23 protein-coding genes and 2 tRNA genes are annotated in these 26,292 nt (G+C 37.7%); 16 read left to right on the top strand and 9 right to left on the bottom strand.

Annotated features, from left to right (window positions below):
• Nucleotides 1-31: 31 nt before the first annotated feature.
• Complete coding sequence (locus JEM65_RS06610; RefSeq protein WP_199598156.1) at nt 32-1,009, bottom strand: pyruvate dehydrogenase complex E1 component subunit beta; 978 nt, start codon at nt 1,007-1,009, stop codon at nt 32-34.
• A gap of 221 nt (nt 1,010-1,230) precedes the next feature.
• On the opposite strand from JEM65_RS06610, the gene JEM65_RS06615 reads away from it, so the two are divergent.
• The 5 genes from JEM65_RS06615 (at nt 1,231) to JEM65_RS06635 (ending at nt 6,618) form a co-directional block, all read left to right on the top strand.
• Complete coding sequence (locus tag JEM65_RS06615) at nt 1,231-1,977, top strand: electron transfer flavoprotein subunit beta/FixA family protein (protein WP_199598157.1); 747 nt, start codon at nt 1,231-1,233, stop codon at nt 1,975-1,977.
• 108 nt (nt 1,978-2,085) lie between these two features.
• Entirely contained in the window at nt 2,086-3,048 is a 963-nt protein-coding gene (locus tag JEM65_RS06620; protein ID WP_199598158.1) for an electron transfer flavoprotein subunit alpha/FixB family protein, read from the top strand.
• 198 nt (nt 3,049-3,246) lie between these two features.
• A complete protein-coding gene (locus JEM65_RS06625; protein ID WP_199598159.1) occupies nt 3,247-3,855 on the top strand; it encodes a bifunctional nuclease family protein in 609 nt (202 codons plus the stop codon).
• A gap of 12 nt (nt 3,856-3,867) precedes the next feature.
• A complete protein-coding gene (locus JEM65_RS06630) occupies nt 3,868-5,577 on the top strand; it encodes a nucleoside transporter C-terminal domain-containing protein (protein ID WP_199598160.1) in 1,710 nt (569 codons plus the stop codon).
• Nucleotides 5,578-5,793: 216 nt separating this feature from the next.
• Complete coding sequence (locus JEM65_RS06635; RefSeq protein WP_199598210.1) at nt 5,794-6,618, top strand: thymidylate synthase; 825 nt, start codon at nt 5,794-5,796, stop codon at nt 6,616-6,618.
• Between the two features lie 335 nt (nt 6,619-6,953).
• On the opposite strand, the gene JEM65_RS06640 is transcribed toward JEM65_RS06635, so the two are convergent.
• A complete protein-coding gene (locus JEM65_RS06640; protein ID WP_199598161.1) occupies nt 6,954-7,250 on the bottom strand; it encodes an isoamylase early set domain-containing protein in 297 nt (98 codons plus the stop codon).
• Nucleotides 7,251-7,545: 295 nt separating this feature from the next.
• Between JEM65_RS06640 and JEM65_RS06645 the strand changes: the two genes are divergently transcribed.
• From JEM65_RS06645 to lspA, 8 genes are all read left to right on the top strand, one after another.
• Nucleotides 7,546-8,448: a dihydrofolate reductase gene (locus JEM65_RS06645; protein ID WP_199598162.1), complete on the top strand. Its 903-nt coding sequence runs from the start codon at nt 7,546-7,548 to the stop codon at nt 8,446-8,448.
• Between the two features lie 10 nt (nt 8,449-8,458).
• A complete protein-coding gene (locus JEM65_RS06650) occupies nt 8,459-9,733 on the top strand; it encodes a chloride channel protein (RefSeq protein ID WP_199598163.1) in 1,275 nt (424 codons plus the stop codon).
• A gap of 279 nt (nt 9,734-10,012) precedes the next feature.
• A complete protein-coding gene (locus JEM65_RS06655) occupies nt 10,013-10,618 on the top strand; it encodes a hypothetical protein (RefSeq protein ID WP_199598164.1) in 606 nt (201 codons plus the stop codon).
• Between the two features lie 23 nt (nt 10,619-10,641).
• Nucleotides 10,642-12,402 carry a hypothetical protein gene (locus tag JEM65_RS06660; protein WP_199598165.1) on the top strand — a complete coding sequence of 587 codons (1,761 nt, stop codon included), beginning with the start codon at nt 10,642-10,644 and terminating at the stop codon, nt 12,400-12,402.
• A gap of 69 nt (nt 12,403-12,471) precedes the next feature.
• The gene (locus JEM65_RS06665; RefSeq protein ID WP_199598166.1) at nt 12,472-14,028 is read left to right on the top strand and encodes an NAD(P)/FAD-dependent oxidoreductase; all 1,557 of its coding nucleotides are present in this window, start codon (nt 12,472-12,474) and stop codon (nt 14,026-14,028) included.
• Between the two features lie 302 nt (nt 14,029-14,330).
• A complete protein-coding gene (locus JEM65_RS06670; protein ID WP_199598167.1) occupies nt 14,331-14,894 on the top strand; it encodes a sugar O-acetyltransferase in 564 nt (187 codons plus the stop codon).
• A 105-nt stretch (nt 14,895-14,999) separates the two neighbouring features.
• Nucleotides 15,000-15,893 (top strand): ACP S-malonyltransferase, encoded by an 894-nt coding sequence (gene fabD / locus JEM65_RS06675; RefSeq protein WP_199598168.1) that lies wholly within the window; start codon nt 15,000-15,002, stop codon nt 15,891-15,893.
• A gap of 3 nt (nt 15,894-15,896) precedes the next feature.
• Nucleotides 15,897-16,397, top strand: a complete 501-nt coding sequence (gene lspA, locus JEM65_RS06680) for a signal peptidase II (RefSeq protein ID WP_199598169.1) — start codon at nt 15,897-15,899, stop codon at nt 16,395-16,397.
• Nucleotides 16,398-16,442: 45 nt separating this feature from the next.
• Here lspA and JEM65_RS06685 read toward each other — a convergent pair whose 3' ends face one another.
• From JEM65_RS06685 to JEM65_RS06700, 4 genes are all read right to left on the bottom strand, one after another.
• Nucleotides 16,443-16,634: a hypothetical protein gene (locus JEM65_RS06685; RefSeq protein ID WP_199598170.1), complete on the bottom strand. Its 192-nt coding sequence runs from the start codon at nt 16,632-16,634 to the stop codon at nt 16,443-16,445.
• A gap of 276 nt (nt 16,635-16,910) precedes the next feature.
• Nucleotides 16,911-18,188, bottom strand: coding sequence for a metal-dependent hydrolase family protein (locus JEM65_RS06690; RefSeq protein WP_199598171.1), 1,278 nt, complete (start codon nt 18,186-18,188; stop codon nt 16,911-16,913).
• 12 nt (nt 18,189-18,200) lie between these two features.
• Entirely contained in the window at nt 18,201-19,223 is a 1,023-nt protein-coding gene (galE, locus tag JEM65_RS06695) for a UDP-glucose 4-epimerase GalE (RefSeq protein ID WP_199598172.1), read from the bottom strand.
• Nucleotides 19,224-20,363 carry a DegT/DnrJ/EryC1/StrS family aminotransferase gene (locus JEM65_RS06700; RefSeq protein WP_199598173.1) on the bottom strand — a complete coding sequence of 380 codons (1,140 nt, stop codon included), beginning with the start codon at nt 20,361-20,363 and terminating at the stop codon, nt 19,224-19,226.
• Nucleotides 20,364-20,574: 211 nt separating this feature from the next.
• On the opposite strand from JEM65_RS06700, the gene JEM65_RS06705 reads away from it, so the two are divergent.
• Both JEM65_RS06705 and JEM65_RS06710 read left to right on the top strand, forming a co-directional pair.
• The gene (locus JEM65_RS06705) at nt 20,575-21,810 is read left to right on the top strand and encodes a 3-deoxy-D-manno-octulosonic acid transferase (RefSeq protein ID WP_199598174.1); all 1,236 of its coding nucleotides are present in this window, start codon (nt 20,575-20,577) and stop codon (nt 21,808-21,810) included.
• 103 nt (nt 21,811-21,913) lie between these two features.
• Nucleotides 21,914-22,219 carry a hypothetical protein gene (locus JEM65_RS06710; RefSeq protein WP_199598175.1) on the top strand — a complete coding sequence of 102 codons (306 nt, stop codon included), beginning with the start codon at nt 21,914-21,916 and terminating at the stop codon, nt 22,217-22,219.
• Between the two features lie 108 nt (nt 22,220-22,327).
• On the opposite strand, the gene JEM65_RS06715 is transcribed toward JEM65_RS06710, so the two are convergent.
• The 3 genes from JEM65_RS06715 to mutS form a co-directional block, all read right to left on the bottom strand.
• Nucleotides 22,328-22,411 (bottom strand) — tRNA-Leu (locus tag JEM65_RS06715).
• 74 nt (nt 22,412-22,485) lie between these two features.
• Nucleotides 22,486-22,558, bottom strand: a tRNA-Gly gene (locus tag JEM65_RS06720).
• A gap of 113 nt (nt 22,559-22,671) precedes the next feature.
• A complete protein-coding gene (gene mutS / locus JEM65_RS06725; protein ID WP_199598176.1) occupies nt 22,672-25,284 on the bottom strand; it encodes a DNA mismatch repair protein MutS in 2,613 nt (870 codons plus the stop codon).
• 435 nt (nt 25,285-25,719) lie between these two features.
• Between mutS and JEM65_RS06730 the strand changes: the two genes are divergently transcribed.
• Nucleotides 25,720-26,256 (top strand): RNA methyltransferase, encoded by a 537-nt coding sequence (locus tag JEM65_RS06730; protein ID WP_199598177.1) that lies wholly within the window; start codon nt 25,720-25,722, stop codon nt 26,254-26,256.
• Nucleotides 26,257-26,292: the final 36 nt, after the last annotated feature.

Here is a 26,292-nt window from a genome sequence, read left to right on the forward strand (position 1 = left end):
ATACGCAATCCCGATAGCTATCGGGAGCGATTTATTTATACATTACTTTTTTGACAGCTTTCACGACCTCATCGCTATTAGGCAACCATTCTGCCAAAAGAACTGGAGAATAGGGCGCAGGTGTATCTGCTGTATTAATTTTCACAACTGGAGCATCTAAATAATCAAACGCTTCTGATTGTACGATATAAGTGATCTCTGTAGCAACATTTCCAAATGGCCATGCTTCTTCCAATACCACCAACCTATTGGTTTTCTTAACCGATTTCAAAATCGCTTCCTTATCTAAAGGACGGACGGTTCTCAAATCAATGATCTCACATGAAATTCCTTCCTTTTCTAATTCATCAGCAGCTTTGTAAGCTTCCTTAATAATTTTACCAAAAGATACGATGGTCACATCTGTGCCCTCACGTTTAATTTCAGCAACTCCTATAGGAATTGTATACTCTCCTTCTGGCACTTCACCTTTATCACCATACATTTGCTCACTCTCCATAAAAATTACAGGATCGTTATCGCGAATAGCCGATTTTAAAAGGCCTTTTGCATCGTAAGGATTAGATGGCACCACTACTTTTAGTCCTGGCGTGTTGGCAAACCAGTTCTCGAAAGCTTGAGAATGCGTTGCTCCCAACTGACCTGCAGAACCTGTTGGACCTCTAAAAACAATAGGACAATTAAATTGCCCACCAGACATTTGTCTGATTTTTGCAGCGTTATTTATAATTTGATCAATCCCTACCAAAGAGAAATTAAAGGTCATATACTCCACAATTGGACGGCATCCCGTCATGGTCGAGCCGATGGCTACACCAGCAAAACCAAGCTCTGCAATAGGCGTATCAATAACACGTTTGGCACCAAACTCGTCCAACATTCCTTTGGATGCTTTGTAGGCACCATTATATTCTGCAACTTCCTCACCCATTAAATAAACGGTCTCATCACGGCGCATTTCTTCGCTCATGGCTTCACAGATAGCTTCTCTAAATTGAATTGTCTTCATTTCTAAAATTTAAATCGATTAGCAAAAGTAAGAATAAAAGAAAAACTAAAACGAAAAGAATTATTTAAAATTTATTATGCATGCATAGTAAAAATGTCGTCTAAAATAATTAACTTCGTATCCTATTGAATAGAATACAGTTTTCAGTGGTCAATTGAGGTTCAATTTTGATTTCGAACCTCATTATGCTAAAAAACTAATAATATAATAAATTATAAAACATGAAAATACTTGTATGTATTAGTCACGTACCTGATACGACTTCAAAAATTAATTTCACTGATGGTGATACTAAGTTTGACACCAATGGTGTGCAATTTGTAATCAACCCAAATGACGAATTTGGTTTGACCCGTGCCATGTGGTTTAAAGAAAAACAAGGTGCCTCCGTGGATGTGATCAACGTGGGTGGACCTGAAACCGAACCGACCTTACGTAAAGCATTAGCGATTGGAGCTGATAGTGCCATACGCGTTAACACGCCTGCAACTGACGGATTTGCCGTAGCAAAACAATTGGCAAACGTAGTTAAAGATGGGGGTTACGATTTAATTATCGCTGGGCGTGAATCTATTGATTACAATGGAGGCATGGTTCCCGGCATGTTGGCCGAATTGCTTGGTGCTAACTTTGTAACCAACTGTATCAGTCTTGAAGTAGATGGCGCCAATGCCAAAGCAGTGCGAGAAATTGATGGTGGTAAGGAAACGGTATCCACAACCTTACCTTTAGTTATTGGGGGACAAAAAGGAATCGTGGAAGAGAGTGATTTGCGTATTCCAAACATGAGAGGTATTATGCAGGCGCGTCAAAAACCATTAAACGTGGTAGAGCCGGTAGAGGCTACCAAAGAAACCTCAACGGTGAAGTTTGAAAAACCAGAACCTAAAGGCGCCGTTAAATTGGTGTCTCCTGATAATCTGGACGAATTAGTGAGCTTACTTCATAACGAGGCGAAAGTGATTTAGTTGCAGACTAAATCATCCCAAACTTGATTTGGGATCTTTCGAAATTTTTCAGAAATTAACAATGAGTTCCTGAATCTAGTTCAGGAAAAATTTTAAAAACAAAATTTTATGTCAGTTTTAGTATATACAGAATCCGAACAAGGAAAATTTAAGAAAGTCGCTTTTGAAGTGGCATCTTACGCAAAAGCCGTTGCTGACCAAATGGGTACGACGGTTACTGCAATTACTATAAATGCCAGTGATGTTTCAGAATTGGGAAGCTATGGCGTTGATAAAGTGTTAAAGGTTAACGATTCAAAATTGGATATGTTTAACGCCAAAACCTATGCCAACATTATTAAGCAAGCCGCTGAAAAAGAAGGCACCAAAGTGGTGGTGGTCAGTTCAAGTGCAGACAGTAAATACCTAGCGCCGTTATTGGCCGTAGGTTTAGACGCGGGCTATGCATCTAATGTAGTAGAAGCACCAACAAGCGCCTCTCCCTTCACTGTTAAACGCACTGCTTTTACCAATAAAGCATTTATTTTTTCAACCATTGATACGGATGTAAAAATTGTAGGTGTTTCAAAAAATGCTTTCGGCTTAAAAGAGCATTCAGGCAGTGCTACTGCTGAAGATTTCGCCCCGTCTATTCCTGAAAATGGCGTTCATGTAGAATCTGTGGACAAAGCAACCAACACCGTAACTATTGCAGATGCTGAGATTGTAGTCTCTGGCGGACGGGGCCTAAAAGGTCCTGAAAATTGGGGAATGATTGAAGAATTAGCAGAAGTTTTAGGAGCAGCCACGGCATGTTCAAAACCAGTGTCTGATTTAGGTTGGAGACCTCACGGCGAACACGTTGGCCAAACAGGAAAACCTGTAGCCTCTAATTTATATATTGCTATAGGCATCTCAGGTGCCATTCAACATTTAGCAGGTATTAATGCCTCTAAAGTTAAGGTGGTTATAAACTCTGATCCTGAAGCCCCATTTTTTAAAGCAGCAGACTACGGTGTAGTGGGCGATGCCTTTGAAGTGGTTCCTAAACTCATAGAAAAATTAAAAGAATTTAAGGCACAAAACGCATAAATTTCTTAACTTGTAGCAGCAACGCGACTGGTACATAAAATTGTTGCCACAAATACATGACCAAAATCCAATCCAGGATTCATGTATTTGTGGCAAACATTTTCAAAATTCTATTTTCTATCGGGAACTTCCCAAAAAATTATGTGGATCACAGTTGGTAAAGTCCCAATTTAAACAGTTATTTGCCTTTTAAATTATATGAGTTTAGTCCGATTGAACATAAAGGGAATATCCTATAGCCAAACGCAAAATGGCGCATATGCCTTGATCTTGAATGAGGTAGATGGCGATCGCAAACTCCCTATTGTAATTGGTGCATTTGAAGCGCAATCCATTGCCATTGCACTCGAAAAGGAAATCCGTCCGCCGCGTCCTTTAACCCATGATCTTTTTAAAAATTTCGCTGATCGCTTTGACATTATTGTCAAACAAGTCATCATCCATAAATTGGTAGATGGGGTATTTTATTCCAGTCTCATTTGCGAGCGTGATAAAATTGAAGAAATTATAGACGCCAGGACTAGTGATGCCATTGCGTTGGCACTTCGTTTTCAAGCCCCAATATTTACGTATAAAAATATTTTGGATAAGGCAGGAATCTACTTAAAGATCAATCCGCAAAAAGAAGACGAGCAACAGGATAGCATCCTTTTGGATGATTTGGTAGCTGAAGAAATTGAATCCACCTTTCAGGATAATTACAAGAACAAAACGCTTGAAGAACTGCATTCTTTATTGGAACAGGCCGTCTTAAGTGAAGATTATGAAATGGCAGCAAAAATAAGAGATGAAATTTCAAAACGTTAAACGATCTGCCAAATGAAACATTTCTTTTTAGCTTTTACAGCTATTTTTTTTGGAATAACAACACTAATAGGGCAAAGCATAGAGAAGAAATGGCAATTTGAAGCAGTTCAAAATGATCAAGGTGTCAATCTTTACAACATTAATAAAAATACAGATGGGCTATCTCTTAAAGATGGCGATTTCACCTTCTTCTTAGCCGCAAAAGATAGCAGCCATACGGAAGGCAACTATATTACCCAAAACAAATTACTGGTTCTTTATTACGACACCCCTTCTGAAACAATCAAGCATTTTACTGTTGAAACACTCACAGATTCAACATTGGTACTTCAAGACAACAAAGAGGTTAATTATATTTTTTCAACTCCTAAAGAGGTCTTAGCGGTAACTGAAGCGGCTACTAGCGGCATCATACCAAGTCAGGGATTTTCAACGTCCAGTTTATTACGCGGCGCTTTGGGGATGTTCGTCTTGTTGTTGATCTCCTATCTGCTGAGTCAAAACAGAAAAGCCATCAATTGGAAAACCATAGGCTTCGGGCTTGCAGCGCAATTGCTATTGGCCATTGGGGTTTTAAAAATCCCTTTCATTCAAAAAACATTTGAGGTTGTCGGAAAAATGTTCGTAAAAGTTTTAGAATTCACCCAGGCAGGAAGTGAATTTCTACTTGGAGGCATGATGGATATCAGCAGCTTTGGGTTCATTTTCCTATTTCAAGTCTTGCCAACCATCATTTTCTTTTCAGCCCTAACCTCTCTATTGTTTTATTTAGGAGTCATTCAAAAGGTCGTCGCGGGTATGGCTTGGGTACTGACAAAACTCTTAAAAATATCAGGAGCTGAAAGTTTAAGTGTTGCCGGTAATATTTTCTTAGGTCAAACTGAGGCCCCCTTAATGATCAAAGCGTATTTAGAGAAAATGACCAAGTCTGAAATTTTATTGGTCATGATTGGTGGAATGGCCACAGTAGCAGGTGGTGTACTGGCCGCCTATATCGGGTTTTTAGGTGGTGAAGATGAAGCGCTAAAACTATTTTATGCAAAGCACTTGTTAACTGCATCTGTTATGGCGGCTCCTGGTGCCATTGTCATCTCAAAAATGTTGTATCCACAACAAAAAGAAATCAACACTGAAATTCACGTTACACAAGATAATATTGGCTCTAACGTTTTAGATGCTATTGCAAACGGAACTACTGAAGGCTTAAAATTAGCCGCAAACGTAGGCGCCATGCTTTTGGTCTTTATCGCTTTTATAGCCATGATCAATTATGGTTTTGGTAAACTGGGAAGCGTGACAGGTTTAAATACGCTCATTGCCAATAACACACCTTATTTGGCCTTGTCCTTAGAATTTATATTAGGCTACATCTTTTCGCCGTTAATGTGGCTCATTGGTGTTGCAAAGGAAGATATGGCACTCATGGGACAATTATTGGGTATAAAATTGGCTGCAAGTGAATTTGTTGGCTATATCCAATTGGCAGAGCTGAAAAACGTAGCCAGTGCAACCCATTTAAAATTTGAAAAATCAATCATTATGGCCACCTATATGTTATGCGGATTCGCCAATTTTGCATCCATAGGCATTCAAATTGGAGGCATCGGTTCTTTAGCACCGGGACAGCGTAAAACCTTATCTGAATTTGGATTGAAAGCCCTTATAGGCGGTACCATAGCCTCTCTATTGTCGGCCACGATTGCCGGGATGATTATTGGGTAATGTAATTCCTGCGAAGGCAGGAATCTTACGTGGCTTGTTGCTAACTTTAATGAACGTTCAAATTTAATATCCTACAACTTAAGTACACGTAACTTACTTCACTTCTAACTTTAATGCACATATAACTTCGAGAAGTTCTTAACTTTCTTTAATTTTGCTCCCGAAGTAAAATGAAAGTTTAATTTAATGAGATTCCCACGTTCGTGGGAAGTTGCCATGAAACAATATCACGACCTAGTAAAGCACGTATTAGAGTACGGTACTCAAAAAGGAGACCGCACTGGAACTGGAACCAAAAGTGTGTTTGGATATCAAATGCGCTTTGATCTGAGCGAAGGCTTCCCAATGGTGACCACCAAAAAAGTCCATTTAAAATCGATTATTTACGAATTGCTTTGGTTTTTGAAGGGTGATACCAACATCAACTATCTCAACGATAACGGGGTTAGGATCTGGAATGAATGGGCGGATACCAATGGCGATTTAGGCCCGGTGTACGGCCACCAGTGGCGCAACTGGAATAACGATGAGATAGATCAGATTAAGGATATTGTAGAGACGCTTAAAACTAACCCAAATAGCCGACGTATGTTGGTTTCTGCGTGGAATCCTTCTGTATTACCAGACACCTCAAAATCATTTTCAGAAAACGTGGCCAATGGTAAAGCGGCACTTCCACCGTGCCATGCCTTTTTTCAATTTTATGTAGCAGACGGGAAATTATCCTGCCAGTTGTACCAACGCAGTGCTGATATCTTTTTGGGCGTACCTTTTAATATTGGATCTTACGCACTGTTTACCATGATGTTGGCGCAAGTATGCGGCTATGAACCTGGAGAATTCATTCATACGTTTGGTGATGCACACATCTACAACAACCATATGGAACAATTAGAACTGCAACTATCTCGTGAGTTAAGACCGCTTCCAAAAATGAAATTAAATCCAGAGATCAAAGATATTTTCGAGTTCAAATTTGAAGATTTCACTCTAGAAGACTACAATCCACACCCCCATATTAAAGGCATCGTTGCAGTGTAACTTTAATATGCTTGTTTCACGTAAATTTAGAATTAAAAAGAGCGTTTTCCCGAAGAGAAAACGCTCTTTCTAATTATTTGATCATCAGTGTCCGGTAAAACAGGTGAAAAGTTTGCAAATCTCCTTAAAGCATGATCTGGTTCGAGAACTTAAAAATGGCAACTTGTTTTTGAAACCAATTTCACTTAGAGTGATTGGGCAAATTTAATTTAGAGTAACGGCTGTTTATCAGTCAGTTACGATCAAGTCTTTGTTCTTTTCCCGATAGTTATCGGGACTATAAGCGCAGCGATCTTAATTCTTTATCGGACAATAATGTTATTTGATAAAGGTGATTACAAATTCAACACGGCGTTTTCGCCACCAAATTCATTGGTTTTATAAGCATCTGCATGCTCATCATTGATGAATGTGCCATCTACTAAGTATCTAAACTCATAGGAGTTGTCTTTTTCTAAATTCAAAGTGCCTCTAAATGTTCCGTTCTTCAACTTCTTAAGCTCCAACGCTCGTTCCGCATTCCATTCATTAAAAGTTCCCAATACAGTTATTTTTGAAGCGTCTGCAGCAGACACTGAAAAGGTGACTTTGCAAATAGGTTTACTTTTTAAATATTGTTTTGTAATTGCCATAATAGAAATGAATTATTTTTTGTAGCAAATGTATAAAACAATTTTATAGTGGCTATGGTTTAACTGCCCACAAATCAAATATTTATGAATTTCATAAAAACGGATTCTAAAATATTTCAACTTGAGAATGAAACACAGTTTATTTAACAATAAAATAACTTAAGGACTTCTTTTGTGCTAATTTCCAACAGGTTCACATTATCACTGCGGGTAGAATAACGACCGTTCCAAAGATTTGTGGTTCTCAATTATGATGTCATCAAAAAAAACTAACTTTACATAAAATTTTAACACGATGTTCGGAAAAAAGAAACCAGTCACACATATTGATAAAGAGCAGTTACAGCTCATAGAAAATGCCCAACGCCGAATTAAACAAAAAAAACGTTTGTATTTTCACTTTGTCATTTTTCTAATTGGCGCCATTTTTTTAATTATTTTGAACACCGTTTTGGGAGTGGGCGAATTCACAAAAATTTTCGGATTAGATTGGTTTGTGTTTGCCATTTTAGCTTGGTTATTCCTGTTTGTATTCCATTTATTTAATGTGTTTGTAACGCACAAGTTTATGGGTAAAGATTGGGAAGAAGCACAGCTCAGCAAATTAGTATCCAAACAGAAGGCACGTATTAAAATCCTTAAAACCGAAGTGGAACAAACGCAGCCTGTTGCAACGCCTGCAATCCCAGAAAAAAAAACACGAATTCATAAAAATCTAACCGTGATTGCAGCGGCTGGAGAAAATGATTCCATAGGCAAAGACAATGGATTGATTTGGCACCTGAGTGACGATTTAAAGCGTTTTAAGGCCTTAACTTCCAACCATTGTATCATTATGGGTAGAAAAACCTTCGAAAGTTTTTCCAAACCACTTCCTAATAGAACTCATATTATCATTACACGTCAACAAAACTATACGGTTCCTAATGGTGTTATAGTGGTCCACAATATTGAAGATGCTTTAGATGCAGCTAAAAATGACTCTCAACCATTTATCATTGGAGGTGGTGAAATTTACAGACAAGCGATGCCTTATGCAGATAAAATTGAATTGACCAGAGTTCACGAAACCTTTGAAGGTGATGCGTTTTTTCCAAAAATTGAAGGTTCGGAATGGGTTGAAACACAGAATAGACACAACCAAAAGGACGCGCAACATCCATACGCATTCTCATTTATTACCTATCAAAGAAGATAAAACGTAACCAGTGAAGCTTAAGAGAAGACGGAAGTTAGTTACCTATCTCAACATTTTAGACCAACCCATTCAATTTAACCCCTTTGTATTTAGTAGGAAATTTATACTTTGGGCAGTACTGGGCTTGTTTGGTGGCATCATTGCGAGTGTATATTGGATAATCCTAGAATTTTTAACCCATCAACTTGCTTTTTTTGAAGGGTGGCTGGTCATCCCTACCATGGCTGTTTGTGGCTTATTGGCCGGATTAATCATCCATTTTATAGGCGATCCTGGTGAAATCCATCTCATTGTCAACAACATTAGGTTTAATAAAGGAAAGCTGGATCCTAAAAACAACCCTTCCATGGTGTTGTCTTCCCTCTTGTGTATCGCTTCAGGAGGAAGTCTTGGTCCGGAAGCACCTTTGGTACAGGTAACCGGGTCTACGGGGACTTGGCTAGGCAAACTGTTCCGACTTAAAGGCGAGGAACTTCGCTCTATGAGTATTGCCGGTATGGCATCAGGATTTACAGCCTTATTTGGCGCACCCTTGGGCGGAAGTTTATTCTCTTTGGAGATTTTGCACCACAAATACGCTGTTGAGTATTATAAAGCCATCATTCCTGCCTTTGTGGCCAGTTCATTTAGTTATCTCATTTTTGCCATCATTGTTCATCTCGGTATTGGTCCTATTTGGGACTTGCCTACTTATGAAATGCAGGATAAATTCGATTTTGGATATGCTGTACTCTTCGCCATTGCCGCAACCATTGTCGGTTGGCTATTTATATTTTGTACAAAATTCTTTAAATCTGCATTCGGAAAATTACAGGCCCCTATTTACATCAAAACTACACTTGGTGGAATTATGCTTGGAATTATCGTATTTTACCTTCCCATCACCCGCTATTTTGGACACCATGAAATCAGTCAATTGCTTATTGGCGATTTTTCAGTGCAGCTTTTAATTGCCATTTTAGTTTTTAAAATTATTGCAATCGCTATTACCGTAACCTCAGGTTGGCGTGGTGGGTTCATCATCCCACTATTCTTTTGTGGCGCAACCTTGGGACTGATTATCCATCAGTTTCTTCCCTCTATAAGCTTGTCCCTTACCATTGTAAGCTGTATGGCCGCCATAAATGCTTGTGTAACTAGGACGCCCATGAGTACCACTATCTTGTTAGCTACCCTCACTGGTTTCACCTATTTTATCCCCATCCTGTTCGCTAGTTTGACCGGGTATTTCTTAGCGCCAAGAATTCCGTTTATTTCTTCGCAAATGGAAAATAGCCCTAATTAAGCCACCACATCAATTGGTTAGGGTAAAATAAACTGCGGAATTTAATGTGTCGTGCAACCTATAAACAACAAATAATTACTTTGCTGGAGTTTATTCTTAGCCGTTTTTAAGTAATATTGCATCATGATAAAAGACATTCTATACCGTGTACCACTTCATGAGGAAAAACAGCCTATTATTTTTAAACACAGAAAGTTGATTTTTAGAGCTTTATAATTCTCGAACTTTAGGTATGCATTGTAATTAAAAGATTATATTAGTTACATTATTTAATATTGAATGACCAAAGAAGGAAATAAAAACAGAAAGAATGAAATAATAATTGCTTTAATCGGAGCTTTAGCAGCGATAATTGTTCCATACATCAACAGTAAATATTCTGATGATAACTCCTTATCTCCAATAATATATAATAATAAAGACTTAGAAACAGTAACAAACATAGATACTAATGAAGGTGCTGTAACCAACTCTAATGTAGGAGTCAATCATGGAACCATATACACCGGAAATCCAACTATTATAAACGCAAATGAAAACAATAATACAATCAGCTACGCCATAAAAGGTAGTATTGAGCTATTTAAATATATAAGTGATTCTAAAAAAATAAAAATAAATCAAAGTTCAAAGAATGTCATAGAGTTAACTTATAACGGTGAGCTTTCTGAAATACATGAGGATTCAGGAATTTATGTTTATAACGGTGGATTTTTAACCCTAAAATATAACGGCGTCTTATGCCATACATTTAATGAGATGTATTTGCCTTATATCAGTTCCAATCCAAAAAATACAATTCTTGACGAACTGCAAAGAAGAGTTGATGACTTAGCAATTAAAAATTTTCAAAAAATTCAGAATATTATTTTAGGATGTTTATAGAAAGGATCTGGATATTCGTATTTGTGTTACTTACACAATTCTTATTTTCACAAGAAAAGAAAATTGCAGTTTATTATGAGGGTCAAGGTTATTTACAACCTTTCATTGAAGCTTCAATTGATAGCTTAAAAAACAACAAAACACAAAATTATCTTTTTAATTCAACTAGTTTAAATCAATTAAAACTTCAAAATAAAATTGAATCCGAAAAAGAAAAACTCCTCCAAATATATTTCAATCCTGAAAACAGTAATTTCAACCTGACTGATTCTGAAATGGCTGGAATGCAAGAAATTAATAATCAAATTAATAAAAGCAGTTATTTGTTGGTTGTAAAAACAATCACTTTACTCGAATTAATAGAATTTCAATTTCAATTATTTATTCCCAAAGATAGTCTTAATAACCTTAATACTTCTTATGCCAAATTAGTAGGAACAGAAGATCTTTTTATTAATCCCAAGGACAAAAATTATAAAAAAGAAATTACTAATGCATTACAAAGATTATTTAAAGAATCTAACTCTAAGCCTAGAACTATTTTAAAATATTTCGAAAGAAATTTAAAAACTGGAGATACAATTTTAGTTCCATTAAATTCAACAGTTGAATTGAATGGCATTAATTCCGTGGATGAAGATACGGAGGAAATATTTTATCACTGGCGCAATATTCACTCTAACAATGCTGACATAAAATTAAATGATAAAATAACATTTATTGAAAATGAGCCTATCCAAAAAATTGAAATACATAAAAATGGAATTTTCAAGATAGGATTTAAAGTATTTGATGGCATTGAAAATTCAAATGAAATAGTGGTGGTGGTTAATACGATTGAAAAACCCTCAAAATTAGTTCTTTATGATAGTATTACTTATTCAGAGCACAACTTTAGTGTACTTAATAAAGAAACATTAAATTCTCTAAACCAGTCACAATTTTTTCCTATTTACAGAGATTCTATTGTAAAAAATGAAATTTTAATAACAACTAAAAAAATAGGATTAAAATTTGATAACAAATTACATGAAAAATATATATTTCATGATTTCCAATTAGATTCAGCTAATTTTTATAAAAAACCAAAAATTAAATTATTAAAGTTAAATTCAACTTTTACATTAGAAGATCGAATAAAATCATACTATTTATATATAAAAGATAAGAACGATTTCGTAAGTGAACCACAACAGATAATTCATAAATTTAATAGTTTTTTCATTTTAGGAATTAGCACATCCACAAATCTAAATTTCATCTTTAAATACAAAAATTTTGATAATTCAGAAGATCAAGAAACTAAAATACTTAGTGATTCAACCTCAATTAATGAAACATTAATAACTCAGAAATTTTCTATTAATTATTATATATTAAAGAATATTTCAGTTTCAGTCACAATTCCTTTTAACACACATACAATTAAGTACAAAGATTACATTTTTGAGGGGCCTGCAATAATATCTACTTCATTAAGCTTACATCAAAAAAACAATATTAGTAATAAAAGCGGCATAATTTTTAGCCATTTAAAGTTATTTTATAACACCTATGGTGAAAAAATTGAAAGTGAGAAGTCAGGTGTATTTGACAATGGTTATTATTTTGCTTATCATAGTATAGGGGGTTCAATTGGCCTGAAGTCAAAACTTATTAGAACAAACTTATTCCATGTTGATCTGTCTTTCAATGGCGGAGGATCTTTTTTTCTAAAAGAGTTAAAAGATCTTGCGGATATTGAATTTTCAATAGGATTAATATTCAAATTTATTTCTCTTTAATTTTACTCTTTAACAATTAAATTTTGTGTGCATTAAACTCTCAATTTATATTATTATTAAAACTGGTTTATGATAAAAGACATTCAACTTCGTGTAACACTACAAGAAGAAAAGCAATCTGATATTTTAACTCGTAAATCGGCTCAATTTCTGGATATATCTAGCAATGATATCATAGGAATTAAAGTGTTGCGCAAATCTATTGATGCACGTAAAAAATCAATTGTCTTCAATTATAAGGTGGCTGTATACATCAATGAACCATTGCCTGAAACTTCTGAATATCATTTTGACTACAAAGATGTTTCTAACGCCAAACCTATTCATATCATCGGATTCGGACCAGCAGGAATGTATGCTGCCTTGCGTTGTATCGAATTAGGTTTTAAGCCGATTGTTTTGGAACGGGGTAAAAATGTTCAGGATAGACGTCGCGATTTGAAAGCCATCAATCAAGATCATTTTGTCAATGAAGATTCCAATTATTGTTTTGGAGAAGGTGGTGCCGGAACTTATAGTGACGGAAAATTATATACCAGAAGTTTAAAACGAGGTGATGTGCGTAGGGTGTTTGAAAACCTCGTATTTCACGGGGCTACAGATCAAATTTTAGTGGATGCCCATCCTCATATTGGTACTAACAAATTGCCAAAGGTGGTACAGAATGTCAGAGAAACTATTATTAACAACGGTGGCGAAATACATTTTGAAACGCGAGTTACAGACTTCATCATTTCAAAAGTGGAAATCAAAGCCTTGGTCCTTCAAAATGGTCAAACTATGGATGTGGAACGGGTAATTTTAGCCACGGGACATTCAGCTCGTGATATTTACTATTTACTACACGATAAAAACATTGCTCTCGAAGCAAAATCCTTTGCCATGGGTGTGCGGGTAGAGCATCCGCAACATATTATTGACTCCATTCAATACAGCTGTAGCAGTGAGCGCGACGCTTTACTTCCCGCTGCGGCTTATAGCCTAGTGGAACAAGTAAATGAACGCGGCGTGTATTCTTTCTGTATGTGCCCAGGGGGCTTTATTGTGCCCGCTGCAACTGCCAATGGTGAAGTTGTGGTCAACGGGATGTCGCCCTCAAAGCGCAATAATCAATTTGCCAATTCCGGAATTGTGGTGGAAATCAATGCCGATAAAGATTTATACAAATACGAGCATTTTGGGGTGCTGAAAGCGTTGAAATATCAAGAAGATTTAGAGCGTTTGGCCTTTACCGCAGGCGGCAGAAGTCAAGTCGCCCCCGCGCAACGTCTGACAGACTTTGTAAATGGTAAACTCTCATCAGACCTCAACCCTTCCTCCTATCAGCCCGGATTAAAATCAGCGCCCTTACATTCCTTACTTCCAAAACTGATTGGTGGCCGCCTACGTAACGGATTTAAAGCCTTTGGCGAAAAAATGAAAGGGTTTTATACTGAAGAGGCAAATATTATTGGTGTAGAATCTCGCACCTCATCTCCAATTAGCATTCCCAGAAATGAACGTTTAGAACATCCCCAAATTTCAAATTTGTTCCCTTGTGGCGAAGGTGGTGGCTATGCAGGCGGTATCGTCTCGGCGGCTATGGATGGCGAACGTTGCGCAGAAGCTGCAATAATCGGGTTATAAACTCTATCATTATTGTCCGATAAAGAATTAAGATCGCTGCGCTTATAGTCCCGATGGCTATCGGGAAAAGAACAAAGACTTGATTGTAACTGAATGATAAACAGTCGTTATTCTAAATTAAATTTGCCCAATCACTCTAAGTGAAATTGGCTTCAAAAACAAGGTGTCATTTTTGAGATCTCGCACCAGGTCATGTTTTAATGGGGTTTGCAAACTGTTTTACCCGACACAGATGATAAAACCAGTATACAACTCAAGAAGTATAGCCAAAGCCATGATTTTTAATTGTTTATATTTTTAAAATGAAAAGTGAAAAAGAGAAAATGATTGCTGGCGAAATATATGCTCCAGCAGATCCGCAATTGATTGCAGACCGGAGACGCTCGCGACTTTTATTTGGAACTTATAATCAATCACATCCAGATGAGATTGAACATCGAAAAGCTGTACTTGAAGAGCTTTTTGAGAGTCCTACAGAAAACCTCTACATTGAGCCACCATTTTATTGTGATTATGGTTACAATATTCAATTGGGCGCCAATGTGTATATGAATTTTAATTGTTGCATTTTAGATGTGAGTCTGGTTACTATAGGCGACAATACCATGCTTGGCCCTAACGTTCAGATCTACACGGCCACACATCCTTTAGAATATAAAGCACGAAATAGCGGCGTAGAATACGCAAAACCAATCGTTATAGGACAGAATGTTTGGATTGGTGGTAACGCTACCATTTGTCCAGGCGTTACCCTTGGCAATAATGTAGTGGTCGGCGCAGGATCTGTTGTGACTAAATGTTTTCCTGATGATGTTGTGGTGGCTGGCAATCCTGCAAAAATTATAAAAACGATCAACAACCAATAAGTATTTAATACTTTGGCGCAATTCTAGCGTGGAAAATTCGATCCCCCACATATCAATTTCCATCTAAAAAATATTCCTATTTTTGCAAACTAAATTGAACATACAATGAATGCATATATATTTCCCGGTCAGGGTGCCCAATTTACGGGCATGGGACTGGATCTTTACGAAAAATCATCGATAGCCCAAAAACTTTTTGAAGAAGCCAATGATATTTTGGGCTTCTGTATCACGGACGTGATGTTTGAAGGCACTGCTGAAAATCTTAAAGAAACCAAAGTAACCCAACCGGCTATTTTTTTGCATTCGGTCATTTTAGCCAAAACCTTAGGCGACAACTTTAGACCCGATATGGTAGCAGGGCATTCTTTAGGCGAATTTTCGGCTTTGGTGGCCAATGGCGCTTTATCATTTGAAGATGGCTTAAAACTAGTTTCTAAACGAGCGTTGGCCATGCAAAAAGCATGTGAATTGCAACCAAGCACAATGGCTGCCGTTTTAGGACTGGAAGACGCTATTGTGGAGCAGGTTTGTAAAACAATAGAAGGTGTTGTTGTACCGGCAAATTACAATTGCCCAGGACAGTTAGTTATTTCAGGTGAAGTAGATGCCATCAATCGCGCTTGTGAAGCGATGAAAGTGGCTGGTGCCAAACGCGCTTTGGTACTGCCTGTTGGCGGTGCCTTTCATTCACCTTTAATGGAACCCGCTCGGGAAGAGTTAGCGGCGGCCATTGAAAACACACCATTTGGCACTCCTAACTGCCCAATTTATCAAAATGTGACAGCTTCTGCAGTTATTAATGAAAATGACATAAAACGAAATCTAATCTCACAATTGACGGCACCGGTACGTTGGACACAGTCTGTACAACAAATGATAGCAGATGGCGCTGTATTGTTTACAGAAGTCGGTCCTGGAAATGTGCTGCAAGGATTGGTTAAAAAAATAAACAGAGACGCGCAAACAGCAGCAGCCACTTTTACCCCTAATTTATAACAGATGAAACTATCCAGAACCATAAGCATCATCTTATTGATTGTTGCCAATATTACCATAGATCAAATTTCAAAATTTATCGTAAGGGCCAAAATAGCACAATACGAAGTGATTGAGCTTATTGGAGACACCTTTATACTCACCAAAGTAGAAAACGAAGGTGCTTTTTTAGGCATGGGAAGTGATTTAAGCCCTGCTTTAAAGTGGGTGCTATTACTGATTTTACCTGTAATTGTTTTGGGAGGGGTGGTGTATTATATCCTGACCAATAAAACGTTGGACCGATTAAGCTTGATTGCTTTTTGCTGTATCGTAGGCGGTGGAATTGCCAATGTTTTTGACCGATTTATGTATGGTTCTGTGACTGATTTTTTTCATATCGATTTAGGTGGTGTGTTTAGAACAGGCATATTTAACGTCGCAGACATGTCCGTCAGTTTCGGAATGATTCTACTGGTTATTGCCAGTTTTCAACAAAAGAAATTAGAAAAAGTAAACGCATAAAAAAAGCCTCATAATGCATGAGGCTTTTTACTTTTGTGTATTTATTTAATGAGCAAGGTTGCAATCTTCACAATCTTTAATCTCACCGTAATACGTTTCTCTGTATTTGTGTAAGGTTTTGTAAGGAATACTTAAAAATTGCTTTTTAATGTAGGTGACGTTTGTTAGTAAAGATCCCATTTTTGGTGTAAATCTTCCTTCAGGTTTCGTTTCTCTTTTAATACTAATCAGTTTCATAAGTCCTTTCTGTTTTTGTTAATGTGAAATGAATTTGACATCAAAACAATATGCTTTTCAAAACAAAACTTAAGTTTGATGACCTCCTCATAACCATTGTTTATCAGGGTTCATTGCTTACAAAGAAACAACATTAGAGGCTTAAAGACAAGTTTTAAAAGCTAAAACCATGTTAATCAACACCTTAATTATGACACCCTCAAGCATTAGGCGTTTTAATTATCATATTAGCAATTGAAAAGGTGTATTGTTAAGGGATGTGAAACGCAAAAAACCTTAATTTTTATATATTTTTCCTTCTTTCATCACAAATACAATATCCATCATAGTACCAATAGTCTCAGTAGGATCTTCATTTGTAGCGACAATATCTGCCAAATATCCTGCTTTTAATTGCCCTAATTGATCTTCCATTTTCAGCAACATCGCATTTGTAAGGGTCGCGCTCTGAATGGCTTTAATTGCCGGCATTCCAGCTTCCACCATATAGCCAAATTCTTTGGCATTATCGCCATGGGCAAACACGGCGGCATCTGTTCCAAAAGCTATTCCAACACCACTTTTATAAGCCCTTCCAAACATGTCCTGAATTTTCGGGCCAATATCCAAGGCTTTTCCAACAATGACCTCTGGGTAATAATTAGGTATTTTGGCCTTATCAGAAACTGATTTTCCAGCAGTAATGGTGGGCACCAAATACACATTGTGTTTTTTCATGAGTTCCATGGTTTCTTGACTCATCATGGTGCCGTGCTCAATGGTTTTAACGCCGCCTTGGATGGCGCGTTGCATCCCTTCATCGCCATGCGCATGTGCTGCGACTTCCATACCATAATCTTTAGCGGTTTCGCAAATGGCTTTAATTTCCTCTACAGTAAATTGCGGATTCAATCCACTTTTAGCAACGCTCAATACGCCACCAGTAGCGGTGATTTTTATCCAATCGGCACCATTTTTATAACGTTGGCGCACTGCTTTTTTAGCGTCCTCAACACTATTAACCACTCCTTCTTCGGGACCCGGACTTTCTAAAAGTCCTTTTTTGGCACCATTGGTAGGGTCGGCGTGTCCACCTGTGGTTGCCAACGATTTTTCAGCGGTAAAAATCCGCGGCCCGTCCACCTTTCCTGCATTGACCGCGTTTCTCAACGCCACATTAATCCCTGAACCCCCTAAATCTCTCACAGTTGTAAAACCAGACATCAACGTCACCTTGGCAAAATGTTGGGCATTAAAGGCAATATCAGCGTCGTTAAGCGTATACTTTTCAAGATAAGCTCTCGGATTTGTTTCGCCTTCAATATGAACGTGCATGTCAATGAGACCTGGCATCACGGTTTTTGACTTCAAATCTACCACCATATCTTCATCAGATTTAGGAGTTGAAAATCCATCTTCAATAGCCAAAATCTGCTTTCCTAAAACAATTATGGTTTTATTGGTTAAAATCTTCCCCTCTTTGGTGTCGATTAATTTACCGCAATGTAAATAGGTGTTTTGCCCAAAGGCAAATGCCGTCACTAAAAGACAGCACAGAAGGAATGATTTTTTCATGATAGTGTTAGTTTAAATGTTTCTGATGTGCTTTTCCCACTTCCAGGCAGACAAGAGTGCTTCATCCAGATTGCGTTCTGCTTTCCAGCCTAAATCTGTATTGGCTTTTGTAGTGTCCGCAAAGGCTTGAATGACGTCGCCCTCACGTCTTGGCGCAAATTTGTAATTCAATTTCTTGCCCGATACTTTTTCAAAAGATTGAATGACTTCCAAAACGGTACTTCCTGTACCTGTACCCACATTAAAAGTTTCATAGTTAGTAGCGTTATTGCCACCTACTAAGCGCTCTAAAGCTACCACGTGCGCCTTTGCCAAATCGACCACATGTATATAATCTCTTACACATGTACCATCTGGAGTTGGATAATCATTTCCAAACACCGACAATTCTTGTCGTAATCCTGCAGCAGTCTGAGTGATAAAAGGCACTAAATTTTGTGGCACTCCAATTGGTAATTCACCAATTTTTGTGCTGCTATGAGCGCCTATCGGATTAAAATAGCGCAATGCAATAGCACTAAGAGAAGTATTGACCTTACAGGTATCCGCAATGATTTCTTCACCAATTTGTTTGGTATTACCATATGGAGATTCAGCTACCTTTATTGACGCTGATTCCGTTATAGGCATTTGCTCTGCTTGGCCATAGACCGTACATGACGAACTGAAAATAAAATTTTGGGTTGGTAACTGCAATAGTGATTTTAAGACATACACCAAGGTATTGATGTTGTTTTCATAATACATTAATGGTTTGTCTACACTTTCTCCAACCGCTTTGCTTGCTGCAAAGTGGATAACACCAACAATATCCTGATGCTGTTCAAAAAAGGATTCTACTTTCGATTTTTCCTTTAAATCCAATTTTTCAAAAATTGGTGCTTTTCCTGTAATTGCTGTAATTCCTGCCAATACATCAATTGAAGAATTGGAAAGATCATCAAGAATAACCACTTCATAACCTTTTTCCTGTAACTCTACTACGGTATGGGATCCAATAAAACCTAAACCACCGGTAACTAAAACTTTTTTCATCTATGAATTTGAATTTATAAAATTAATAACTGTTGACGCGATGAATTCAATTTGATCATCGTCTAACTCCGTATGCATTGGTAAAGAAATAACCTCCTTGACCAATTGATTGGTCACCGTAAAATCTTCCTCTTGATATCTAGAATCCTTATATGCCTTTTGAAGATGCAACGGAATTGGATAATACACGCCACATGGAATACCCTTTTCATTTAAATGTTTTACCAAGGCATCTCTATTCACATCTTTAACTTTCAATGTATATTGGTGAAAGACGTGATTATCTTGCCCACCTTCTCTAAAAGGAGTTACAATACTCCCATGACCTTCAAACGCTTTATCATAAGCATCCGCAGCTTGTAATCGCGCTGCATTGTAGTTATCTAGATGGGTTAATTTTGTGTTGAGAACTGCGGCCTGGATAGAATCCAAACGTGAATTCACACCCACCACATCATGATGGTAACGTTCATACATACCATGGTTAACGATGCCTCGTAACTTATGAGCCAGAGCATCATCATTGGTAAAAATAGCACCACCATCACCATAACATCCTAAATTTTTAGAAGGAAAAAATGAAGTTGAGGCCACGTGTCCAATGGTTCCTAGCTTGGCTTTTCTACCATCACTATAAGTATAAGTGGCTCCAATAGCTTGCGCATTATCTTCTATCACAAATAAATTGTGTGCTTCCGCAATTTCCATAATGGCTTCCATATTGGCACATTGTCCAAATAAGTGTACCGGAACAATGGCTTTGGTTTTAGGAGTGATCGCTTTTTTAATGGCGTCAATATCAATATTGAAAGTCTTCGGATCTACATCAACCAACACTGGGGTCAATTGCAACAAGGCAATCACCTCAACGGTAGCGGCAAATGTAAAATCGGCAGTAATGACCTCGTCACCTGGTTTTAAATCCAAGCCCATCATGGCAATTTGTAAAGCATCCGTTCCATTCGCACAAGGAATGACGTGCTTTACATCAAGATAGTTTTCTAATTTTTTCTGAAATCCGTGCACTTGTGGACCGTTAATATAGGCGGTGGTATCAAGTACTTGAGAAATGGACGCATCAACAACGTCTTTGATTTTTTGATATTGACCCTTAAGATCAACCATTTGTATATTTTTCATCTAATTATTTGTAGTAATGAATAATTGAAACCCTAAGGTGTCATAACGAGCAAAATTACGAAATTGCGTGGCTTATACCAATCATTCCTATAGGTTTAATTTCACTATTAGGCCTCCCCTGAATGGACGAAACACCCAACAGAATTGAAATTGAAGGCCGTTTTCGATCAAAATAATAGAAAGAAATGTATTTTAGCGCAAATCATTTTTCTTGAAATTATTCTACAACATAGCACTTTATTGCACGGAATTTTTACTTAAGATTCTCGCCTTATTTAATGATAAAATTAAATTAGGTGTCCAAGGGCGTCGTAACACGTTTCGTATTTTAAACGAACAGCTTTCAGCCAACGATAAAACCTTTTGGTTCCATTGCGCTTCTCTGGGTGAGTATGAACAAGGTTTGCCCATTTTTAAACATCTTAGAAAGGAATACCCAGATCATAAAATTGTACTGACCTTCTTTTCGCCTTCAGGCTATGAAATTCGGAAAAACACGCCGGTTGCTGACGTTGTTGTTTATCTTCCTATGGATACAAATACCAATGCACAACATTTTGTAGACATGGTAAAGCCTGAGCTGACTGTTTTTGTGAAGTATGATATTTGGCCCAATTATCTGAGCGAATTAAAAAAACGGAATTTAAGAGCCCTATTGGTATCTGCTGTTTTTAGGAAGGAGCAGCCTTATTTTAAGTTTTACGGCAGCATGATGCGCGATGCCTTAAGTACATTTGAACATATTTTTGTGCAGAACGAACATTCGAGAACCTTATTACGGTCGCTAAATTTCAACGATGTTACAGTGGCGGGAGACACGCGTTATGACCGCGTTTCAGATCAGTTGCAACAAGACAATTCCTTAACTTTTATTGAGCAATTTAAAGATGGTAAGTTATGTGTGGTGATAGGAAGCTCTTGGCCCGAAGATGAGTCGCTCTTTGTGGCGTACATCAATTCTGTAAAGTCAAAAAACGTCAAATTCATCATAGCCCCCCATAATATCAAAAGTCAACAGATTGATAATTTTAAAGAGCAACTACAGAAGAAAACTGTGTTGTTTTCAGAAAAAAATGGCAAGGATCTGTCAGAGTATGATGTCTTCCTGGTCGACACGATTGGCATATTAAGCAAAGTTTACAGTTATGCTGACATTGCTTATGTGGGTGGGGCTATGGGGCACACTGGTTTACATAACATTTTAGAACCTGCAGTATTTGGGGCGCCTATACTTATTGGGAACAACTACAGCAAGTTTCCAGAAGCTTTTGAAATGATTGCTCATGGCGGGGTTATTGCAGTCAACAACAGTTTAGAATTAAGGTCCACACTTGATGAGTTGATTGAAAACACTCAGAGGCGGCACGATTTAGGCTGCTTAAACGCTACTTATATAAAAAATCATCGGGGTGCTGTCATCCAAATTATGGATTACATACGTACATAGAATGCGAAACGACACGAAGGTCTTAAATAAATGTTAAAGCATTTGTTGGAGACGTCCTGAAGTTTTATAAATTTGCAATTACATTAACACTAAAACAATAACAATGAAAAAATTATTATTAAGTACTGTCTTGGTTGTCGCGCTAGGTTTATCTTTCACTTCATGTAGAGAAACAGAAAACAAAGCAGACGATATGGATGACGCTATTGAAAACGCAACGGATGATGCTGCAGACGCATTAGACGATGCTGGTAAAGCTATTGATGACGCTGCTGATGATGTTTCTGACAAAACTGAAGGTGCTTTAGAGAAAGCGGGGAAAGCTATTGACAATGCAACAAATGAAGTTAAAGAAGCAGGAAAAGCTATTGACGGAGCTGCAAAAGAAGTTGTTGGAGACGATAACTAATTCAATGCGTAGTTAAACATATGAAGACCTAACTTTTAGTTGGGTCTTTTTTTGGTAGTATTTTTTAAAACAAAAAACCCTGACAATCATTTGATTATCAGGGTTTAGTACTCAAGGCGGGACTTGAACCCGCACGTCCTAATGGACACAGGATTTTAAGTCCGGCGTGTCTACCAATTCCACCACTTGAGCAGCTATACAAAGTATTCATTGTTAAAACAATGTTCCGCAGCAGCGGAATCATACTTTTGTTTTCTTTTGGTATGAGCGAAAAACGGGATTCGAACCCGCGACCTCCACCTTGGCAAGGTGGCGCTCTACCAGCTGAGCTATTTTCGCGTTGTAATTAATAAACTAAGAACTTTGCTCCCGAGGTCTATCGGTTTGCGAGGGCAAATTTAATATATTTCTTAGATATGCAAAGCCTTTTAAGCAAAAAAAAGATAAAAAATTTATGCCCGTTTCTTTTTCAGCAACATACGTTTAATCTCATTCAACTTCATGAGGGCCTCAACGGGCGTCAATACGTCAATGTCAAGATTTACAATTTCTTCCTTAATTTGTTCTAAAAGAGGATCATCCAAATTAAAAAAGCTCAACTGCATATCATTCTCGAGTGTTTTTACCTTATTGGTCAACTCTTCACTGCTATGGGATTTTTCCAACTGCTTCAAAATTTTATTCGCCCTATGGATGACTTGTTGTGGCATTCCTGCCATTTTAGCAACGTGAATACCAAAACTATGTTCACTACCCCCTTCAACCAACTTTCTTAAGAACAGTACATTATTTTTTAACTCCTTTACAGAGACATTGAAATTTTTAATGCGCGAAAAGGTTTCGGTCATTTCATTTAACTCGTGGTAATGTGTCGCAAATAAGGTTTTTGCCTTACTTGGATGCTCGTGCAAATACTCGCTAATGGCCCAAGCAATAGAAATCCCATCATAGGTACTTGTACCCCGACCAATTTCATCTAGCAGCACTAAACTGCGGTCAGAAATATTGTTCAAAATGGAAGCCGTCTCGTTCATTTCAACCATAAAGGTCGATTCGCCCATCGAAATATTATCGCTGGCCCCTACTCTGGTAAAAATCTTATCAGTCAATCCTATTGTAGCAGCATCCGCAGGAACAAAACTTCCCATTTGCGCCAATAAGACAATCAATGCAGTTTGCCGTAAAATAGCCGACTTACCAGACATGTTAGGTCCCGTAATCATAATGATTTGCTGCTGCTCCCTATCTAAATAAAGATCATTGGCAATATAAGGCTCGCCATGTGGTAATTGCTTTTCAATAACGGGATGCCTTCCGTTTTTAATTTCCAGCGTATAGCTTTCGTTAATTTCCGGACGTGCGTACTTATTGTCATACGCCAATTGCGCAAAGCCACATAAACAATCCAATTGCGCTATAAGGGCCGAATTTTTTTGTACAGGTTTGATAAACTGACCAATCCACAGTACCAATTCAGAAAACAATTGCTGCTCAATCGCCAATATGCGCTCTTCAGCGCCTAGTATTTTGGTTTCGTATTCTTTCAGCTCTTCAGTAATATAACGCTCTGCACTTACCAAAGTCTGTTTCCTGATCCAATGCGCTGGCACCTTATCTTTATGGGTATGGCGCACTTCTATATAATATCCAAACACATTATTGGAGGCTATTTTAAGCGAGGTGATGCCCGTTAGCTTACTTTCACGATCCAACATGGCATCCAAATAATCTTTACCTGATGTAGACAACGCTCTCAGGTCTTTTAGTTCTGCAGAAAAATCAGAAGCAATGGTATTTCCTTTTAAAATATTGACCGGCGCTTCTTCATTTAAAGTGGCTTTTATGCGTTGGCGCAATTCTTCACAAAGTTCCAAGCTGTTCCCAATATGCTGCAGTGCCTTATTATTAGTGTTTTGCGTAAGTGTTTTTATAGGTACAATCGCTTCCAATGCGTTTTTTAACTGTACCACTTCCCTTGGACTAATTTTAACCGTTGCTACTTTAGAAATAAGACGCTCAATATCGCCAATATGCTTGATCTGATTTTGAATTTTCTTTAAAACAATAGCATCATCATAAAGATATTGCACCACTTCATGCCGCTGATTGATCTTATCAATGCTAATGAGTGGCAATGCCAACCAACGTTTCAACAAACGGCCTCCCATAGGTGAAATGGTCCTGTCGATAACATCTATCAGCGTTACAGCATTTTGATTGTACGATTGGTAAAGTTCCAGGTTTTTAATGGTAAAGCGATCCATCCACACATGGTCATTTTGTGTAACGCGCTGAATGGTGGTAATATGTTGTAATTTATGGTGCTGTGTTTCACTTAAATAATGCAAAACAGCTCCTGCCGCGACAATGCCTTCAAACAAATCTTCAATTCCAAACCCCTTTAACGATTTGGTTTGAAAATGCTTGAGCAAGGTTTCTGTAGCATAATCGTCCTGAAACACCCAATCCTCCATAAAGAACGTATGGAACTCATTACCAAACATAGTTTTAAACTCATTCCGCTTAGGCTTTGACACCAACACTTCACTAGGCCTAAAATTTTGGAGCAACTTATCAATATATTCAGAATTACCTTGAGACACTAAAAACTCGCCTGTTGAAACATCTAAAAAGGCAACGCCAACTTGATTTTTACCAAAACAGACGGCTGCTAAAAAGTTGTTGGATTTGGAGTGCAGGATATCATCATTTAAAGCGACACCTGGCGTTACTAATTCTGTAACACCCCGTTTTACGATGGTTTTGGTTTGCTTAGGGTCTTCCAACTGATCACATATAGCGACCCGGCATCCTGCCTTTACTAATTTAGGTAGATAGTTGTTCAGAGAGTGGTGTGGAAATCCTGCCAATTCAATTTCACTTTCACTTCCTGCACCTCGTTTGGTTAGAATAATGTCCAATATTTTGGAGGCTTTTACCGCATCTTCCCCAAAGGTTTCATAAAAATCGCCCACTCTAAAAAGCAATAAAGCGTCAGGATACTTTGCTTTAATAGCATTGTACTGTTTCATTAACGGGGTTTCTTTTTTTACGTTCTTAGCCAATGGATTTCTGTTTTAAGTGGTATTTTTGCCCTAAATATCAGGATCGCTAAGGTACTTATAATTTGAAGGTTTGGAAAATGGAGACCTTAATATTTATTTACAATTGGTATTGTCCAATAAAGAACTAAGACCCTGCCTCGCCGGCAGGCAGGCGCTACGCTTATAGTCCCGATGGCTATCGGGAAAGGAACAAAGATTTAATTATAACTGACTGACTGACAATCGTTATTATAAAAGAAATTTGTCCAATCACTCTAAGTAACATTGGTTTCAAAAAGCAAGGTATCATTTTTAAAATCTCGTAGCACATCTTGCTTTGATAGGATTGGTAAACTTTTTATTTTTTTCATCGAACACTCATGATTTACAAATAATACAAAAATAAGAGTCACAATACATGAAATTCGTGCATCTGGGGCAAAAACAATCACTGACATGCGAAAACTAAAAAATAGCGAACTCGACCGATTAAGCGTTGACGAATTTAAAAGTAAGGACAAAACACCACTTATTATTGTTTTGGACAATATTAGAAGCTTAAACAATATTGGCTCTGTTTTCAGAACGAGCGATGCTTTTTTGGTTGAAAAAATTTATCTGTGTGGCATTACAGCAACACCCCCTCATAAAGACATTCATAAGACCGCGTTGGGAAGTACAGAAACGGTAGCTTGGGAATATGCAGAAAACACCATGGAGGTTATTGAAGAATTAAAATCCGAAGGGATAATTGTTGCCGCTATAGAACAAGCTGAAAACGCAACCATGCTTAACGAATTCCAACCTGAACGAAATCAAAAATACGCCTTGGTTTTTGGGAACGAAGTTAAGGGTGTGGCTCAACAAGTGGTCAGTGCCAGTGATGTCATTTTAGAAATTCCGCAATTCGGAACCAAACACTCGTTGAACATCTCAGTGAGTTGTGGGGTGGTAGTTTGGGATATTTTTGCGAAGATGAACGTTGGGCATTAAAGCTTTGAAAATGCTTTTAAAACGCAAGGACGAAAT

The sequence above is a fragment of the Gelidibacter salicanalis genome, assembly GCF_016469035.1.
GTDB lineage: Bacteria > Bacteroidota > Bacteroidia > Flavobacteriales > Flavobacteriaceae > Gelidibacter > Gelidibacter salicanalis_A.